Annotated in this window: 19 protein-coding genes and 1 pseudogene; 12 read left to right on the top strand and 8 right to left on the bottom strand. The window is 71.4% G+C overall.

Features of this window, described 5'->3' with window-relative positions:
- Positions 1–11: 11 nt before the first annotated feature.
- From mqnE to AMK31_RS13370, 6 genes are all read left to right on the top strand, one after another.
- Positions 12–1,175, top strand: a complete 1,164-nt coding sequence (gene mqnE / locus AMK31_RS13390) for an aminofutalosine synthase MqnE (protein ID WP_073940664.1) — start codon at positions 12–14, stop codon at positions 1,173–1,175.
- A 78-nt stretch (positions 1,176–1,253) separates the two neighbouring features.
- Positions 1,254–1,898 carry a UdgX family uracil-DNA binding protein gene (locus tag AMK31_RS13385; RefSeq protein WP_073940663.1) on the top strand — a complete coding sequence of 215 codons (645 nt, stop codon included), beginning with the start codon at positions 1,254–1,256 and terminating at the stop codon, positions 1,896–1,898.
- 16 nt (positions 1,899–1,914) lie between these two features.
- The gene (locus tag AMK31_RS13380) at positions 1,915–2,439 is read left to right on the top strand and encodes a GNAT family N-acetyltransferase (protein ID WP_073940662.1); all 525 of its coding nucleotides are present in this window, start codon (positions 1,915–1,917) and stop codon (positions 2,437–2,439) included.
- Positions 2,440–2,516: 77 nt separating this feature from the next.
- Positions 2,517–2,831, top strand: a complete 315-nt coding sequence (locus tag AMK31_RS13375; protein WP_073940661.1) for a DUF4229 domain-containing protein — start codon at positions 2,517–2,519, stop codon at positions 2,829–2,831.
- 141 nt (positions 2,832–2,972) lie between these two features.
- Positions 2,973–3,074: a putative leader peptide gene (locus AMK31_RS42310; RefSeq protein WP_338013038.1), complete on the top strand. Its 102-nt coding sequence runs from the start codon at positions 2,973–2,975 to the stop codon at positions 3,072–3,074.
- A 61-nt stretch (positions 3,075–3,135) separates the two neighbouring features.
- Complete coding sequence (locus tag AMK31_RS13370) at positions 3,136–4,434, top strand: dicarboxylate/amino acid:cation symporter (protein WP_073940660.1); 1,299 nt, start codon at positions 3,136–3,138, stop codon at positions 4,432–4,434.
- 117 nt (positions 4,435–4,551) lie between these two features.
- Here the strand turns inward: AMK31_RS13370 and AMK31_RS13365 are convergent, their stop codons facing one another.
- Positions 4,552–5,994: a recombinase family protein gene (locus tag AMK31_RS13365; RefSeq protein ID WP_073940793.1), complete on the bottom strand. Its 1,443-nt coding sequence runs from the start codon at positions 5,992–5,994 to the stop codon at positions 4,552–4,554.
- 69 nt (positions 5,995–6,063) lie between these two features.
- Here AMK31_RS13365 and AMK31_RS39805 point away from each other — a divergent pair.
- Positions 6,064–6,216 (top strand): annotated as a pseudogene (locus tag AMK31_RS39805) (dicarboxylate/amino acid:cation symporter); the annotation flags it as partial.
- A 45-nt stretch (positions 6,217–6,261) separates the two neighbouring features.
- Complete coding sequence (locus AMK31_RS13360) at positions 6,262–6,891, top strand: TetR/AcrR family transcriptional regulator (protein ID WP_073940659.1); 630 nt, start codon at positions 6,262–6,264, stop codon at positions 6,889–6,891.
- On the opposite strand, the gene AMK31_RS13355 is transcribed toward AMK31_RS13360, so the two are convergent.
- Positions 6,874–7,713: a MaoC family dehydratase gene (locus tag AMK31_RS13355; protein ID WP_073940658.1), complete on the bottom strand. Its 840-nt coding sequence runs from the start codon at positions 7,711–7,713 to the stop codon at positions 6,874–6,876. The two genes, AMK31_RS13360 and AMK31_RS13355, sit on opposite strands and share 18 nt — an antisense overlap.
- A 203-nt stretch (positions 7,714–7,916) precedes the next feature.
- On the opposite strand from AMK31_RS13355, the gene AMK31_RS13350 reads away from it, so the two are divergent.
- Positions 7,917–9,866, top strand: a complete 1,950-nt coding sequence (locus AMK31_RS13350) for an AMP-dependent synthetase/ligase (protein ID WP_073940657.1) — start codon at positions 7,917–7,919, stop codon at positions 9,864–9,866.
- A 94-nt stretch (positions 9,867–9,960) separates the two neighbouring features.
- The gene (locus AMK31_RS13345) at positions 9,961–10,308 is read left to right on the top strand and encodes a DoxX family protein (protein WP_073940656.1); all 348 of its coding nucleotides are present in this window, start codon (positions 9,961–9,963) and stop codon (positions 10,306–10,308) included.
- Positions 10,309–10,318: 10 nt separating this feature from the next.
- Here AMK31_RS13345 and AMK31_RS13340 read toward each other — a convergent pair whose 3' ends face one another.
- Both AMK31_RS13340 and AMK31_RS13335 read right to left on the bottom strand, forming a co-directional pair.
- Positions 10,319–11,224, bottom strand: coding sequence for a sigma-70 family RNA polymerase sigma factor (locus AMK31_RS13340; protein ID WP_073940655.1), 906 nt, complete (start codon positions 11,222–11,224; stop codon positions 10,319–10,321).
- Between the two features lie 35 nt (positions 11,225–11,259).
- Positions 11,260–12,171, bottom strand: a complete 912-nt coding sequence (locus AMK31_RS13335; RefSeq protein WP_073940654.1) for a LysR family transcriptional regulator — start codon at positions 12,169–12,171, stop codon at positions 11,260–11,262.
- Between the two features lie 172 nt (positions 12,172–12,343).
- Here AMK31_RS13335 and AMK31_RS13330 point away from each other — a divergent pair, with 172 nt between their 5' ends.
- On the top strand, positions 12,344–12,874 hold the full coding sequence (locus tag AMK31_RS13330) for a DUF6817 domain-containing protein (RefSeq protein ID WP_073940653.1): 531 nt from the start codon (positions 12,344–12,346) through the stop codon (positions 12,872–12,874).
- 158 nt (positions 12,875–13,032) lie between these two features.
- On the opposite strand, the gene AMK31_RS13325 is transcribed toward AMK31_RS13330, so the two are convergent.
- The 3 genes from AMK31_RS13325 to AMK31_RS13315 are packed head-to-tail and all read right to left on the bottom strand — an operon-like array spanning position 13,033 to position 14,728.
- Positions 13,033–13,686 (bottom strand): class I SAM-dependent DNA methyltransferase, encoded by a 654-nt coding sequence (locus AMK31_RS13325; protein WP_073940652.1) that lies wholly within the window; start codon positions 13,684–13,686, stop codon positions 13,033–13,035.
- 41 nt (positions 13,687–13,727) lie between these two features.
- A complete protein-coding gene (locus AMK31_RS13320) occupies positions 13,728–14,042 on the bottom strand; it encodes an AzlD domain-containing protein (protein ID WP_073940651.1) in 315 nt (104 codons plus the stop codon).
- The gene (locus AMK31_RS13315) at positions 14,039–14,728 is read right to left on the bottom strand and encodes an AzlC family ABC transporter permease (protein WP_073940650.1); all 690 of its coding nucleotides are present in this window, start codon (positions 14,726–14,728) and stop codon (positions 14,039–14,041) included. The genes AMK31_RS13320 and AMK31_RS13315 overlap by 4 nt, the downstream gene beginning before the upstream one ends.
- A 68-nt stretch (positions 14,729–14,796) precedes the next feature.
- Between AMK31_RS13315 and AMK31_RS13310 the strand changes: the two genes are divergently transcribed.
- Complete coding sequence (locus AMK31_RS13310; protein WP_073940649.1) at positions 14,797–15,378, top strand: helix-turn-helix domain-containing protein; 582 nt, start codon at positions 14,797–14,799, stop codon at positions 15,376–15,378.
- Positions 15,379–15,512: 134 nt separating this feature from the next.
- Here the strand turns inward: AMK31_RS13310 and AMK31_RS13305 are convergent, their stop codons facing one another.
- Entirely contained in the window at positions 15,513–15,716 is a 204-nt protein-coding gene (locus tag AMK31_RS13305) for a cold-shock protein (RefSeq protein WP_004984723.1), read from the bottom strand.
- Positions 15,717–15,923: the final 207 nt, after the last annotated feature.

Below are 15,923 nucleotides of genomic sequence, written 5' to 3'. Positions count from 1 at the left end.
AGGGATCACCCATGGACGTCGGGCTCAAGCGCGAGCTGGAGGAGAAGGTCCGCGCCGGTGAGCGGCTGACCCGCGAGGACGGCATCGCGCTGTACGAGTCGGACGACCTGGCCTGGCTCGGCGGGCTCGCGCACGAGGTGCGCACGCGCATGAACGGCGACGTCGTGCACTTCAACGTCAACCGGCACCTCAACATGACCAACGTCTGTACGGCCTCCTGCGCGTACTGCTCCTTCCAGCGCAAGCCGGGCGAGAAGGACGCGTACACCATGCGCATCGAGGAGGCCGTGCGGCTGGCCAAGGCGATGGAGTCGGAGAACCTCACCGAACTGCACATCGTCAACGGGCTGCACCCGAACCTGCCGTGGCGGTACTACCCGCGTTCCCTGCGGGAACTGAAGGCCGCACTGCCGAACGTCTCCCTGAAGGCCTTCACGGCGACCGAGATCCACCACTTCGAGACCATCTCCGGGCTGACCGCGAGCGAGATCCTGGACGAGCTGATCGACGCGGGGCTGGAGTCCCTGACCGGCGGCGGCGCGGAGATCTTCGACTGGGAGGTCCGGCAGCACATCGTGGACCACCGCACCCACTGGGAGGACTGGTCCCGCATCCACCGCCTCGCGCACGAGAAGGGGCTGAAGACCCCGAGCACCATGCTGTACGGGCACATCGAGGAGCCCCGGCACCGGGTGGACCACGTGCTGCGGCTGCGTGAACTGCAGGACGAGACCGGCGGCTTCCAGGTCTTCATCCCGCTGCGCTACCAGCACGACTTCGTCGACATGAAGGACGGCAAGGTCCGCAACCGCCTCCAGGCCCGCACCACCATGGCGACCCCGGCCGAGGCGCTGAAGACCTTCGCGGTGTCGCGGCTGCTCTTCGACAACGTTCCGCACGTCAAGGTCTTCTGGGTGATGCACGGCGTGCAGACCGCGCAGCTCGCGCTGCAGCACGGGGCGGACGACATGGACGGGTCGGTGGTCGAGTACAAGATCACCCACGACGCGGACAACTACGGCACGCCGAACAAGCTGACCCGGGACGATCTGCTGGATCTCATTCGGGACGCGGGGTTCCGGCCGGTGGAGCGGAACACCCGGTACGAGGTCATCAGGGAGTTCGAGGGGCCGGACGCGGGGCGGCGGGAGTCGCCCCAGCCGATGAGGATCTGAGGTTCGCGGTTCGGGTGCGGGTCGTGGGGGGGGGCTCGCGCAGTTCCCCGCGCCCCTGGGGTGGGTACTCGCGAGGGCGTGAGTACCGCGCCCGAGGAGCAGTACACCGCCGAACCCTTCGTGCCGGACGGTGCTGATCTGGATGGTCTGCGCCGGGCCGCCGGCGAGTGCCGGGGCTGCCCCCTTCACCGTGATGCCACGCAGACCGTGTTCGGGGCCGGGGACGCGCGCGCCCGCGTCATGCTCGTCGGCGAGCAGCCCGGTGATCAGGAGGACCGGCAGGGCAAGCCCTTCGTCGGGCCGGCCGGGAAGCTGCTCGACCGGGCGCTCGCCGAAGCGGGGATCGATCCCGGTGAGGCGTACGTGACCAACGCCGTCAAGCACTTCAAGTTCACCCAGGCCGAGCCCCGGAAGCGGCGGATCCACAAGGCGCCGAGTCTGCGGGAGACGACGGCCTGCGGGCCGTGGCTCGCGGCCGAGCTCGCGTTGGTGGAGCCGGAGCTGATCGTGGTGCTGGGGGCGACGGCGGGCAAGGCGCTGCTGGGGTCGTCGTTCCGGGTCGGCGAGGTGCGCGGGACGGTGCTGGAGCGGGAGATCCACGGGCGCGCGGAGCGGCTGGTGCCGACCGTGCATCCGTCGTCGGTGCTGCGGGCCGACGACCGGGAGGGCGCGTACCAAGGGCTGGTGGCGGATCTCAGGGTGGCGGCGCGGGCGCTGTCGTAATGACTAGGATGCCTGCATGCCCCTTACGTTCACGCTCGATCCCGCCGTCACCCCCGACCTGCGCGACGGCATCCTCGACCTGTGGGCCGACGTCTCCAACGCGGGCGGAGCCGTCGGCTTCGTGCCGCCGGTGGAAAGGGAGACGATCCGGCCCGAGCTGGTGAGGCACCTCGTGGCCATGGCGGAGGGCCGGGCCCGGCTCCTCGTCGGCCACGACGAGGACGGACGGGTCGCCGCCACGGGCTTCTTCCACTTCAACACCCACCGCCTGATGACCCACTGGCTGTGGCTGTACACGGTGATGGTGCACCCCCGCCACCAGGGGAAGGGGTACGGCCGTGACCTGCTCGCCGCCGCCGAGGACGCCGCCCGCGGCTTCGACGGGATCGAGGCGATCCGGCTGACCTGCCGCGGCGGTCTCGGCCTGGAGCGGTTCTACGCGTCCTGCGGCTACAAGGAGGTCGGACGCGTGCCCGGCGCGATCCGGGTCGCCCCGGACGACGACCGGGACGACGTCGTCATGCTGCTGCCGCTGGGCTGAGCCCCGCCTGCAAGACCGGGTCGTCGGCGTGCTTCACTGGATCGTGCCCCTGTTCGTCATCGGAAGAGTGGATTGAGATGCTCCGATACACGCTGATGCGCCTCGGCATCTTCGCCGGTTGCCTGGTCGTCGTCTGGGGCCTCGTCTACTCCGGTGTCGCCCCGCGCGGCCTCGGCGACTCCAACGGCATGTGGATCGTCCTGCTCGCGCTGGTGATCTCCGCGCCGATCAGCTTCGTGGTGCTGCGCGGCGCCCGGGACCGCGCGTCCGAGGGCATCGTGCGCAAGGTCGACCAGGTGAAGGCCAACTTCGAGGCCAACCGCAGCCAGGAGGACCGCGCCGACGACGCGGCCCGCGCGCAGGGCCAGACCGCGCAGGGCCAGACGTCGTAAGACGCGTCACACAAGCACAGAGCCCCGCCCCCCGAACACCTCGGAGGACGGGGCTTCTTGCGTTCCGTGGGTGCCGGCGGCCGCCCACCTCTCAAAGAAAGGCTTTGGGACTCCCAAAGTTCAGGTGTTAACGTCTTCGGTGTGAAGTCAGCAGCCGCGTCCCCCTGGTCCCCGAGCCTCATGCTCGTGGCGCGCCTGCACGTGGACCTCTGCCGGTGCGCCTCCGGGATCTGTCCCCGCTGACGCCGCGCCCGGCCCTTTCGTCGTCAGTCCACGTATTTCCCCTACGCGCCCCCAACGGAGCATGTCCGTGTCCGCGAACACGAAGTCGTTCAAGGTGCCCTTCTGGGCCCAGATACTCGCCGGCCTCGTCCTGGGTGTCCTGCTCGGCTGGATAGCCCGCAGCCAGGACCTCTCCTGGCTGGTCACCACCCTCGAGAAGATCGGCGGCACCTTCATCGGGCTGCTCAAGCTCGCCGTCGCCCCGCTCGTCTTCTTCGCGATCCTCGTCTCGATCACCAACCTGCGGAAGGTCAACAACGCGGCCCGGCTGGCCGGCCGCACCCTCCTCTGGTTCATGATCACCTCGCTGATCGCGGTGGCCATCGGTCTCGCCATCGGCCTGGTCACCAACCCCGGCGCCGGTACCGGCCTCACCCCGAAGGACGGCGCGGAGCCCGAGCACACCGGGTCCTGGATCGACTTCCTGACCGGCATCGTCCCGACCGACGTCATCACGCCGTTCACCGAGCTGAACGTGCTGCAGATCGTCTTCATGGCCGCCGTCGCCGGTATCGCCGCCCTCCAGCTCGGCGACAAGGCCCAGCCGATCCTCAGCCTCAGCGAGTCCGTCCTGGAGCTGTTGCAGAAGGCCCTGTGGTGGGTCATCCGGCTCGCCCCGCTCGGCACCGTCGGCCTCATCGGCAACGCCATCGCCACCTACGGCTGGGACCTGATCGGCAAGTACGCCACCTTCACCGCCGACGTCTACATCGGCTGCGCGCTCGTCCTGTTCGGCGTCTACCCGGCGCTGCTGGCGACCGTCGCCAAGGCCAACCCGGTACAGTTCTTCAAGGGCGCCTGGCCCGCGATCCAGCTGGCGTTCGTCTCCCGCTCCTCCGTCGGCACCATGCCGCTCACCCAGAAGGTCACCGAGCGGCTGGGCGTGCCGAAGGAGTACGCCTCCTTCGCGGTGCCGTTCGGCGCCACCACGAAGATGGACGGCTGCGCCGCCATCTACCCGTCGATCGCCGCGATCTTCGTCGCGCAGATCTTCGACATCCAGCTGAGCGTCGGCGACTACCTGCTGATCGCGTTCGTGTCCGTGGTCGGCTCCGCCGCCACCGCCGGCCTCACCGGCGCCACGGTCATGCTGACCCTGACCCTGTCCACGCTCGGCCTGCCCATGGAGGGCGTCGGCCTGCTGCTCGCGATCGACCCGATCCTGGACATGATGCGCACGGCCACCAATGTGGCCGGGCAAGTTGTCAACCCGTTGATTGTGGCGTCGCGGGAGAACATCCTCGACCGCGACAAGTACAACAGCGTGTCGACGGCTCCCCTCGATGCCGATGAGCCCCGGGCGGTGGCTGCCGCCGCTTGATCGTGGCGGACGACTGTGGCCGCCTGGCCAAGTCGCGTGACGCCCCGCGCCGACCTCGTGGTGCGGGGCGTCACTTTGCATTTCATCGGAAGTTACACGCCGACTGGGGCAAGCCACTCACTCCGGTGGCGCTTCATCCGGCACGTCGACCGATGTGATCTTGATGGAGGTGATCTCGGGCGGCTTGCGTCTGCCGCGGCCGATGCTGAACACGTCCACGTGGTCGATCACGGACGCCACGATGGCACGGCGGCGTTCGAGGTTTTCGGGTCCGTCGTCCTTCCAGACCGCAAGTGCGTCGGTCTCGACGCGAGATCGGCGAATACCTGTTGTTGCTTCGCGCGTGCGCAGGGTCTGGAGCTCCGAGCGAAGGTGAGCCAGGGAGTCGAAGTAATCCTCGTCCTCCATCCGTCCTTTCTTCCAGCGGTCTCGAAGTGCCCGGATGCGGCTTTCCAGCAAGTTGATCCCGTCCGTGAGGTCTTCCGCAGGCACCTCTTCCTCCCGAGGCGTGCGGGACAGGAGCGCAGCTTCGGTCACCTCGTTGAGCCGCTCTTCGATCCAGTCGTACTTGCGGCTCACCTTGCCGCAGCCTAGGTGACCGTTCCTGCCTCGCTGCCCTGAGTGACAGAACGTCCGCCGGAAGGTTCGTCCCTGGATGGTCGCCCACTGCACGCGCATGGTGGAGCCGCAGTAACCGCACCGAAGGAATCCGGAGTACAGGTGCTTCCGCTTGCCCGAGCCTTGCGCCGCCGGTGTGGCGCGCCCGTCCAGAAGGATCTGGACGGTCCTCCACTGCTCGCGGGTCAGAGGGGCACCGTAGATGCTGTCTCCGATGTCCTGGCCTTTGTATGTGACGATTCCCCCAGTCCGTTCCGACCGGTACAGGCGCTTCACCGCCTGGATCGTCCAGGCGCCGCCGTGCGGAGTCGTGGAGCCCTTGGAATTCCAGTACCGGGCCACATCACCCGGCGTCTTCGGCGCCTGGTCCATCAGCATGTGGTAGCCCTCACGAATGAGTTCGGCCTCGCCTTCGTTCAGCTCCTTGAAGTGCGACCCCTCCTTGAAACCGAACTGCCTTCTCCCGCCGGCGTGCGGCTTGCCCTCCTCTCTGCGCTGTAAGAGGGAGTTGTTCACGCGCTCCGACATGCGCTCCGTCTCCTGCTGCGCCACCGCACCCTTGATGGTCAGGACCATCCGGCCGTTGGCTGTCGACGTGTCCTCGCCCTCCGTAGTGGCGAACGCGAATCCGTGTTCCTTCTGCGCTTCGAGGAAGCTGCTCAGCTCGCTGATCCGGCGTGTCAGGCGGTCGATGGAGTAGACGACGATCCCGTCGATGACGCCGTCGCGGGCGTCGCGGAGCATCTCGGTGTACTGGGGACGCCGACGCTTGCTGGTCGTTGACGCCGACATGTCGTTCTCCGGGTAGACCTTGAGAACGCCCCACCCCATGCGCTCGCACAATTCCCGGCACGCCTTCTCCTGGCGCTGGATACCGAGTTCCTGACCCTTGCGATCCTTACTGATTCGTACGTAGATCCCTACACGCTTGGGCCTGGCCATGTCCCACCCCTGGTCACGGATTAGGTGCTTGCGCCTGAATAACGTGCATACAGACAGTTCGGTCACGAGGTGGCCGGCCAGGCCCTCGTCCCGGTCGTCGTCTCCGCCCGTGAGGGGCTGCTGGACCGCGAGGCCTACGACTCGGTGGGTGGCGGCTCGCCGGTCGACGAGCCGGCCGCGGGTCCGGTCGACGAGTCCCGAACGGTTCAGGCCGCGGCCTGACCGAGCGGTCAGTAACGGCGCGGTACGGACCGTACGCTGTTCCGCATGGGTTCCGTGAAGACCAAGCGGATGCCGCGTGCGGTCCGTGAGCAGCAGATGCTGGACGCCGCCGTACGGATCTTCGGGCAGCGCGGGTACATGGCGGCCTCGATGGACGACATCGCGGAGGTCGCGGGCGTCTCCAAGCCGCTGGTGTACCTGTATCTGCACTCCAAGGACGAGCTGTTCAGCGCCTGCATCCGCCGTGAGGCGCGGGCGCTGATCTCGGCCGTCCGCTCCGGCATCGACCCGTCCCTGTCCGCCGACCGGCAGTTGTGGGACGGGCTGCTGGCGTTCTTCACGCACACCGCCCGGCACCCCGACGGCTGGTCGGTGCTGCACGTCCAGGCCCGCACCCACGGGGACGCCTTCGCCGCCGAGGTCACCGCGATGCGCGCGGAGGCGGTGGCGTTCGTGACCGGGCTGATCGCGGAGGCCGCCCCCGAGGCGTATCCCGAGCGGGAGGCCGCCGGGCTCGCCCAGTCCCTGGTGGGCGCCGCGGAGTCGCTCGCCGCGTGGGCCAACGCCACTCCTGGCGTCACCGCCCGGCAGGCGGCGGCGACGCTGATGAACTTCGCCTGGGCGGGTCTCGGCGGTCTGCTGGAGGGGCGGGCCTGGTCACCTCCGCAGGGGTGAGGCGAGCGGTTCGACGCTCCCCGTGAGGTGGACCCGTTCGCCCCCGCGCAGCTCGAACCGCCCGTCCCGCGCGCCGTACCGGACCGTCCCCGGCAGCGGTACGGGCGCCAGGAACCGGGCCCTCACCCGCACCGCGTCCGGGGTGCCGTGTTCGGCGAGGCAGCGGGCCACGCTCCACATGCCGTGCGCGATCGGCCGGGGGAAGCCGAAGACGCGGGCGGTGAGCGGGTGCAGGTGGATGGGGTTGCGGTCGCCGGAGGCGGCGGCGTACCGGCGGCCGAGGTCGCCGGGGAGGTGCCATTCGGCGAGTTCGGGCAGGGGGGTGTCCGGGTGTGCGCCCGCCGTGCCGGCCGGGTGGCCGGTGCGGTGCCGGGCGAGGTAGGTGCTTCGCGACTCCCAGACGACTTCTCCGGCTTCTCCGGCTGGCCGCAGTTCGGTCACCACGGTCGCCTCCGTGCCCCTGCGATGCGGCGTCAGTCCCCCGACGCGGACGGTGACGTCGTATGCGCCGGTGGCCGGGAGGGTGGTGTACCGGGTGAGGTCGAGGGAGGTGTGGACGAGGCCGAGCAGCGGCAGCGGGAAGTCCCGGCCGCTCATCAGCCGCATGGCCAGCGGGAAGCCGAGGATGTGCGGATACGTCGGCGGCAGCGCGTCCGCGCCGGTGGGGAAGCCGCAGGCCCGCTCGTAGGCGGCCAGCCGGGCCAGGTCGATACGGGCCCGGGCGAGGGTGAGCGGGGCGCGGGGGTAGTCGGCGTCGGGGCGGGGGCGTTTGAAGGGGGACAGCAGGGCGCCACGGGTGAGGGAACCGGTGAGTGAGGCCATGTCGGGGGCTCCCGGGGACGTGTCCGCTGTGCTTACTCTGGAGTAAGGTTACCGCAGGTAAGGCGTGTTGATGTATGCACTCTGCACACATCAGGCCCCGGACCGTTCCCGAAACCTCCAGGAACCCGCACAGGCCCCTCACGCGGGCGCCGTAGGATCCCCGTCCTACCGGCGGTAACGACCGAGCCGCCCGGAGGAGCCGCATGCCCATCTCGTACTCGTCCCAGCCGGTGCCGCCGGTGTCGTCCGCCTCGGCACTCGACTACGACCCGGACAGCGGTCCCGTCCTCGTCGAACCGGAACTGCGGCGGCTGGACGGCGAGGTGCGCGAGGTGGCCGTACCGCCGCTCGTGCCGCCCGTCACCCACGGCTCGCTCGCCGACCTGCCGTTCGAGAACGCCGCCGCCGAGCCCGGACGGGCGGTCCTCAGCCGCCGTGCCGACGACGGCGTATGGACCGATGTGACGGCCGCCGGCTTCGCCGCCGAAGTGCTGGCCGTCGCCAAGGGGCTGATCGCCGAAGGGCTCGTCCCAGGCGACCGGATCGCGGTCATGGCCCGCACGTCGTACGAGTGGACCCTGCTCGACTTCGCCGCCTGGGCGGCCGGGCTCGTCACCGTTCCCGTGTACCCGACCTCCTCCGTCTTCCAGACCCGCTGGATCCTCCAGGACTCCGGAGCGGTCGCCCTCGTCACCGAGACGGCCGGGCAGGCCGCCGCGATCGGACCCGAACTCGAACGGCTGCGCGACCTGCGGCACGTGTGGGTCGTCGAGAAGGGACACGTCGAGGAGCTGGGCCGGCGCGGCGCGCTCGTACCGGACCAGGAGGTGGACGTACGGCGGGGCGTCCTAGGCCCCGACACCCTCGCCACCCTCGTCTACACCTCCGGCACCACCGGCCGCCCCAAGGGCTGCGCCCTCACCCACGGCAACTTCCTCGCCGAGGTCGACAACGCGATCGAACTCCTCTACCCCGTCTTCAAGGCGCGGACCGACGAGGAACCGTCCACCCTGCTCTTCCTGCCGCTGTCACACGTCTTCGGCCGGATGGTCGCCGTCGCGTGCGTCCGGGCCCGGGTCCGGCTCGGGCACGCGCCGAGCCTCAAGGCGGAGGACCTGCTGGCCGACCTCGCCGGGTTCCGGCCGACCTTCCTGCCGGCCATCCCGTACATGCTGGAGAAGGTCTTCAACAACGCGCGCGCCACCGCCGAGAGCGGCGGCAAGGCGGGCGCGTTCGAACGCGCGGTGAACACGGCCCGCCGGTACGGGGAGGCCGTCGAGGCCCGCCGGCACGGCACCGGCCCCGGCCCCGGCGCCGCCCTCAAGGCCGCCCGCGCCCTGTACGACCCGCTCGTCTACCGCCGCCTGCGCAACGCGCTCGGCGGCCGGGTCCGCTACCTCATCTGCGGCGGCTCACCCCTCGGCCGCGACCTCGCCGCGTTCTACGCGGGCGCGGGCATCGAGGTGTACGAGGGCTACGGGCTGACCGAGACCACCGGCGCCGCCACCGTCACCCCGCCCCTCAAACCCCGCCTCGGCACCGTCGGCTGGCCGCTGCCCGGGTCGCGGGTACGCATCGCCGCCGATGGGGAGATCCTGCTCTCCGGCGGGCAGGTCTTCCGCGGGTACTGGGACCCGCACGCGGGCGGAGTGGTCGCGGCGACGCCGGACGGCTGGTTCCCCACCGGCGACCTCGGGCACCTCGACGACGAGGGCTATCTGACCATCACCGGCCGCAAGAAGGAGATCCTGATCACCGCGGGCGGCAAGAACGTCGCCCCGGCCCCGCTGGAGAACTGGCTGCGGCAGCACCCGCTGATCTCCCAGTGCGTGGTCGTCGGCGACCACCGCCCCTACGTCGCCGCCCTGATCACCCTGGACATGGAAGGCGTCGGCCACTGGCGGCGGATGAACGGCAAACATCCCGTGCCGGCGGAACTGCTCGGCGACGACGCGGAGTTGCGGGCCGTGCTGCAACGGGCCGTGGACGAGGCCAACAAGCTGGTCTCCCGGCCCGAGTCCATCCGCCGGTTCACGGTCCTCCCCGTCGACTTCACGGAGGAGACCGGCCACCTGACGCCGTCCATGAAGCTGCGCCGGGCGGTGATCCTGCGGGACTTCGCCCGCGAGGTGGACGGCCTGTACGGCTCCTGAAGGTGACTGTGGTCACATCGGCTCGTTCCTCGTCACACTCGCCCGCCGGGCCGTGTCAGCCAGGTGAACGAGCCGAAACGATGGGAGCCGAACCATGTCCACTGCCTACGTCGTCGTCACCGTCCTGGGCGCCCTGATGGTGGGTTACTCCGCCGGAGCGATCCAGTTCCGCGCCGCCTGGGTGGTGAAGCCGCTCAACGACTACGGGGTGCCGCGCGCCTGGTGGCCGTGGCTGGCCGGCGCCAAGGCCGCGGGCGCGGTGGGCCTGCTGGCCGGGCTCGTCGTCCCGTGGGTGGGCCTGATGGCGGCGGTCGGCCTGGTCCTCTACTTCACCGGCGCGGTGATCACCATCATCCGGGCCCGGTGGTTCTCGCACATCCCGTTCCCGCTGGTGTACGCCGCTCCGGCGGTGGCCTCCCTGGTCCTGGGCGTCACCGCCTGACAGCCGGGCGTCACCCGGGAAGCGAACCGGGAAGCGAACCGGGAAGCGACCCGGGCAGCGCGGCCACGGCCAGCTCCGCCAGCCGCTCCCGGTCCGCGACGACGTCGATCTCCGTGATGCCGTCGTCCGTGACGGTGAAGAACAGCACCAGCGCCAGCCGCCCGCCCGGCGCCATCGCCAGCCCCACCCGGCCGTCCAGCAGCGCCGGACCGGTGAACCGGGCCCGGCCCATGGCCGCCATGGCGCCCCGCGCGACCCGGTCGGCGCCGGCCACGGTGACCGGCTCGGGCGTCGGCACGACCCACTTGTCGGCGGTGAGCACGACGTCCGGGGCGAGCAGCGACACCAGCGCCTCGAAGTCGCCGCCCCGGGTGGCGGCGAGGAACGCGGCGACGGCGGTGCGCTGCCGGCCGAGATCGGCGGGCGCCGGGTCCGTGCCCCTGACCCGGCGCCGGGCGCGGCTGGCCAGCTGCCGGGCGGCGGCCGGGGTGCGGTCGATGAGCGGCGCGATGTCGTCGAAGGGGACGGCGAACATGTCGTGCAGCACGAACGCCAGCCGTTCGGCGGGCCCCAGCCGGTCGAGGACGACCAGCAGCGCCACCCCGACGGAGTCGGCGAGCAGCGCCTCCTGCTCCGGGTCGGGCCGGGTGTCCAGGAGGGTGTGGTCGAGGGGTTCCTCGGGCCGGGCGCGCCGCGCGCGCAGCACGTTCAGGCAGACCCGCGCGACGACGGTGGTCAGCCAGCCGCCGAGGTTCCCGACCTCGCCGGTGTCCGCGCGCGAGGCCCGCAGCCAGGCCTCCTGCACGGCGTCCTCGGCCTCCCCGAGCGACCCGAGCATCCGGTAGGCGACGGCCCGCAGCCGCCCCCGCTCGGCCTCGAACCGCTCGGCGGACAGTGTGCCGGCCGGTACGCCCATTCCCTCATCCCCCCGCTCGCCGACTCCCGGGAAATCTACCGCCCTTCACCCGGCGTCGCGTCGGCGCGGCGGCTCGCCGCCACCGTCTCGGCGAAGGCGCGGGCGAGCGGGGTGAGCGCGTCCCACTGCCGGGCCGCCCAGCCGACCGTCAGCGGTCGCAGCGCCGGGAGCGGCACCAGCCGCAGGCCGCCGCCGCTCGCCGCCCGCAGTCCCGGCAGCGCGGGCACCACCGCCCGGCCCAGGCCCAGTTCCGCGAGCAGCAGGGCGGTGTCCCAGTCGGCGACGCTGGTGTCGTGGGCGAGGCGGACTCCGAGGTCGGCGCAGGCGGCGTCCAGGTGGGCCGCCGAGGTGGAGTCCGGGGGCAGGCGGATCAGCCGCAGGTCCGCGAGGCCGGCGGGGTCGAGGGCGGGGCTGGCGGCGAGCGGGTCGTCGGCGTGCACCGCCAGGACCCAGGGCAGGTCGACGACCGGGCGCTGCTCGATGCCGCGCACCGGTGGGCCGAGGGTGATCCAGGCGAGGTCGAGGTCGCTGCCGGCGAGGGCGTCGAAGCAGGCGCGGCTGGAGCTCTCGGTGCGGAACTCCAGGCTGACCCGGGGGTGCCGGCGCCGGAAGCCGACGATGGCGTCCGCCATGAAGTGCCGTACGGTCGTGCCGCCGGTCGCCACCCGCACCGAGCCGGTCTCGCCGTCGACCAGGTCCCGCAGCCGCCGCAGCGCCAGGTCGAGCCCGCCGATGCCCTCGGCCGCGGCGGCCTCCAGGACCCGCCCGGCCGCCGTCGGCACGACACCGCGCGGGCGCCGCTCCAGCAGGCTGACCCCGGTCTCCCGCTCCAGCCGCTTCACGTGCTGGCTCACCGCCGACTGCGTGCAGCCGAGGTCACGGGCCACGGCACTGAGGCTTCCGGCACGGCACACGGCCACGAACACACGGAGGTCGTCGAGCGTCATGAGACCCAAGGTATCGCTTGGATGTGCGCAGTATTCCTTAGGATTGACTGGGCGTCAGCCGGTGTACGACGATCTCGGCAGGGCCCGGGCGGCAACCCGCTCCGCGCCCCGCCGAGGTCCGGACCGGTGGCGGGGGAGGAGCGGGTGCCGACCCACATCACCGGAGGACCCCATGCAGGCACGCACCTTCCTCGAACAGCTCGGCGCGGGCGCCCTCGCGCACCGCGGCGGCACCCTGCTCACCCATCTCGACCGCGTCCGCGACCGGTTGGCGGCCTGGCAGGCCCGCCCCGCCCTCCAGCAGGCCGGTCTGTGCCACGCCTGCTACGGCACCGACGGCTTCCCGGCGGTCCTGCTCCCGCTCGACCGGCGGGCCGAACTGTCCGCCGTGATCGGCCCGGAGGCCGAGGCGATCGTCTACCTCTACGGCAGCTGCGACCGCTCGGCGAGCTACGCGACCCTCGCCGACGGCACCGGGGAGGTACGCGACCGTTTCACCGGCGCGCGGCACCGGCCGGACGAGCGGCTGCGCCGCGACCTCGCCGAACTCACCGCCGCCAACGAACTCGACCTCGCCCGGCACGACCCGGTGTTCCGCGCCCGGTGGGGCCCCGAACTGCTGTCCCTCTTCACCCGCTTCCGCCCCCTGCTCAGCGATGCGGCGTGGACGGACTGCCTGGCCGTGCTGGGTGACGCTCCTTAGGGGGCGTCTCGCCGATCATGCCGGGCTCGCGGCGCCTGGCACCGCGCCTCGCCGCGTTGTCGTCGGTCCCCGATGCGCCGCATCGGCTCCCTCCTCCGCCTTGCGATGCACGGCACCAGACGCCGCTCCCTGATCCGGCCTGATCGGCAAGACACCCCCTAGGGCCGTCCTACGGCGATCAGGAACGCCTGCGGAGCGGACTCGCCCAGGGTCTCGTCCGCCTCCCGCACGGTCCGCGACCACAGGGCGAACCCGGCCCGCTCCAGCAGCTCCGCCATTCGCTCCGGCCGCCGCCGTTCGAAGTCCAGGGCGACCGGGTGGCCGAACGGCTGGTCCAGGTGGAGGGGCGCGTCGCCGACCTGGAAGGCGAGCAGCAGGTGCCCGCCCGGGGCCAGGACGCGGGCGAACTCGGCGAAGAGGCCGGGGAGCCGGTCCACCGGCGTGTGGATGGAGGAGTACCAGGAGACGACCCCGGCGAGCTGTCCGTCGGGCAGGTCGAGGTCCAGCATGGAGCCCTGTGTGAACCGCAGCCCGGGGTGCTCGCGCCGGGCCACCGCCAGCATCGACGCCGACAGGTCCAGGCCGGACACCGGCAGCCCGAGGGAGGCGAGGTGCGCCGTCACGAGGCCCGTTCCGCACCCGAGGTCCGCCACCTCCCCGGCGCCGCCGACGAGTTCGGCGTACGTGCCCAGCAGCGCCCGCTCCAGCGGCTGGGCGGCGAAGACGCGGGTGGCGAGTTCGGCGTACTCCTCGGCGATGGCGTCGTAGAAGGTGCGGGTGGTGGCGAGGAAGTCGGTGTCGGTGTCAGTCATGGGCAGGGACCCTAGAGACCTCCTGTGACACACCGGCCGGTTCAGGCCACGCCCGCCGCCCGCAGCAGTGCCGTCACCCCGGCCGCCCCCAGCACCACCACCACGAACGGCGCCCCCCTCCAGGCCAGGGCGACGGCCGCCAGCACCCCGGCCGGCCGTGCCCAGCCGGCGAAGCCGCCGCCCTCGGTGAGGGCGCCGCCGGCCAGCAGGGCGACGAGCAGCACCACCGCCCCGGCGGACAGCACCTCCTGCACCCGCGCCGGTATCTCGACCCGCCCGTGCAGCACCGGTCCGACCAGCCGGAGGGCGTACGTGCCCACGGCGAGCGCCAGGATCATCGCGACCGTCGGGTTCACGCCGCGGCCTCCTTCCGGCCGCCGCCGTACAGGGCGAGCCCGGTGAGGGCCAGCAGCACCGGCACTCCGGCCGGGACGAGGGGCGTCACCAGCAGGGCGACGCAGGCGCCGAGCAGCGCGCAGCGGCGGGTGCGGGCGTCGTCGCGCAGGGCGGGCAGCACCAGGGCGGCGAGGACGGCGGGGAAGGCGGCGTCCAGCCCGTAGGCGGCGGTGTCGCCGAGCGCGCTGCCGGCGAGGGCCCCGGCCAGGACCGAGACGTTCCACACGGCGAACAGTCCGAGCCCCGAGACCCAGAACGCCGTCCGCCGCCGCTCGGGGTCGGACTGGGCGAGGGCGAAGGCCACGGTCTCGTCGGTGACGAGGTGGGCGCCGAGCAGCCGGGCGAGGCGGCCGCGGCCGAGCACGTCGGCGACGGCCAGGCTGAACGCGGCCGTACGGGTGTTGAGCAGCAGGCCGGTGGCGGCCGCGGCGAGCGGTCCGCTCCCGGCCAGCAGCACGCCGACGGCGCTGAACTGGGCCGACCCCGCGTACACCACCAGGGACATCACCACCGGCACCCACACGGGCAGCCCGCCCGCGACGGCCACCGCGCCGAAGGAGATCCCGACGATGCCGCCGGCCACCCAGACGAGGGAGGCGTCGCGAACGAGGGGGAGGACCATGGGTGTTCGGAGTGGCGAACGCATGTTTTCTACAATGAACAGACGGCCTCCTGTTCGTCAAGCCGAACGATCGTACTTCTGGAGCGAACGACATGACCGATTCCGCGCCCGGGAGCGGCACCCCGCCCCGCCTCCCCCTCGACTGGATCGCCGCCTCCCTGCGCCGGGAACGCACCCGCGCCGGGCTGTCGCTGTCCGAGCTGGCCAAACGGGCGGGGATCGCCAAGTCGACGCTCTCCCAACTGGAGGCGGCGAGCGGGAATCCGAGCGTGGAGACGATCTGGGCGCTCGGCGTGGCGCTCGGGGTGCCGTTCAGCGCACTGGTCGAGCCGCCGGCTCCGGCCGTACGGGTGATCCGGGCGGGAGAAGGGCCCTCGGTCGCGTCCGAACAGGCGAATTACGTGGCGACCCTGCTCTCGGCGTGTCCGCCCGGTGCCCGCCGGGACATCTACGCCCTACGGGCGGAACCGGGCGCCGCGAGGGAATCCGAGCCGCATATTCCGGGCTCCGTGGAGCACCTGATCGTGAGCTCCGGACGGGTGAAGGCGGGCCCGCGCGGGGAGAGCGTGGAACTGGGCCCGGGCGACTACATGACCTATCGCGGGGATGTTCCGCACGCCTACGAGGCACTGCTGCCGGGCACGACGTTCGTGCTGATCATGCAGCACATCTGACGCATCCGAGAATTCGTACAGAATTCACCGGAAGGCGGCCTGCGAATGGGCCGGGGAAAGGGCAGGAGCCCCGTCGCCGAAAGGCGCGGGGCTCCTTGGGTACTGCGCTAGATCGGATCCCGGATCAGGAAGGATCAGACCGGGGTGACGTTCTCAGCCTGCGGGCCCTTCGGACCCTGCGTGACGTCGAAGGACACCTGCTGGTTCTCCTCAAGCGACCGGAAGCCGGTCGCGTTGATCGCGGAGTAGTGGACGAAGACGTCGGGGCCGCCGCCTTCCTGGGCGATGAAGCCAAAGCCCTTTTCGGCGTTGAACCACTTAACGGTTCCGGTAGCCATAAGCCCTCCTTGGGCCCAAAGGGTTGCCCTGCTCCAGAACCAGCAAGTGTGAAGACGAGTTCTGCACAACTGCATCCGCCTGAAAACGACGAGAGCCCGCGGTCACATGCTCCGCAGGCTCTGTACTGCAAGGGAAACCAAACTGCAACTTGCGGCGAGCCTAGCACGCGGGCACCCGAAAGCAATAGAGGTCAAGATCACGTCACC

The organism is Streptomyces sp. TSRI0107 (assembly GCF_001905845.1).
Lineage (GTDB): Bacteria > Actinomycetota > Actinomycetes > Streptomycetales > Streptomycetaceae > Streptomyces.
Note: the sequence above shows the minus strand (reverse complement) of the source record. Positions and strands in the feature narration are given on the sequence as shown.

Coding starts and splice junctions, on each gene's coding strand:
- AMK31_RS13325 (WP_073940652.1), bottom strand. CDS start 13,686: ATGACTGACACCGACACCGACTTCCTCGCCACCACCCGCACCTTCTAC.
- AMK31_RS13335 (WP_073940654.1), bottom strand. CDS start 12,171: ATGACGCTCGACGACCTCCGTGTGTTCGTGGCCGTGTGCCGTGCCGGA.
- AMK31_RS13370 (WP_073940660.1), top strand. CDS start 3,136: ATGTCCGTGTCCGCGAACACGAAGTCGTTCAAGGTGCCCTTCTGGGCC.
- AMK31_RS13365 (WP_073940793.1), bottom strand. CDS start 5,994: ATGGCCAGGCCCAAGCGTGTAGGGATCTACGTACGAATCAGTAAGGAT.
- AMK31_RS13345 (WP_073940656.1), top strand. CDS start 9,961: ATGTCCACTGCCTACGTCGTCGTCACCGTCCTGGGCGCCCTGATGGTG.
- AMK31_RS13355 (WP_073940658.1), bottom strand. CDS start 7,713: ATGGCCTCACTCACCGGTTCCCTCACCCGTGGCGCCCTGCTGTCCCCC.
- AMK31_RS13310 (WP_073940649.1), top strand. CDS start 14,797: ATGACCGATTCCGCGCCCGGGAGCGGCACCCCGCCCCGCCTCCCCCTC.
- AMK31_RS13350 (WP_073940657.1), top strand. CDS start 7,917: ATGCCCATCTCGTACTCGTCCCAGCCGGTGCCGCCGGTGTCGTCCGCC.
- AMK31_RS13330 (WP_073940653.1), top strand. CDS start 12,344: ATGCAGGCACGCACCTTCCTCGAACAGCTCGGCGCGGGCGCCCTCGCG.
- AMK31_RS13340 (WP_073940655.1), bottom strand. CDS start 11,224: ATGGGCGTACCGGCCGGCACACTGTCCGCCGAGCGGTTCGAGGCCGAG.
- AMK31_RS13380 (WP_073940662.1), top strand. CDS start 1,915: ATGCCCCTTACGTTCACGCTCGATCCCGCCGTCACCCCCGACCTGCGC.
- AMK31_RS13375 (WP_073940661.1), top strand. CDS start 2,517: ATGCTCCGATACACGCTGATGCGCCTCGGCATCTTCGCCGGTTGCCTG.
- AMK31_RS13305 (WP_004984723.1), bottom strand. CDS start 15,716: ATGGCTACCGGAACCGTTAAGTGGTTCAACGCCGAAAAGGGCTTTGGC.
- AMK31_RS13315 (WP_073940650.1), bottom strand. CDS start 14,728: ATGCGTTCGCCACTCCGAACACCCATGGTCCTCCCCCTCGTTCGCGAC.
- mqnE (WP_073940664.1), top strand. CDS start 12: ATGGACGTCGGGCTCAAGCGCGAGCTGGAGGAGAAGGTCCGCGCCGGT.
- AMK31_RS13360 (WP_073940659.1), top strand. CDS start 6,262: ATGGGTTCCGTGAAGACCAAGCGGATGCCGCGTGCGGTCCGTGAGCAG.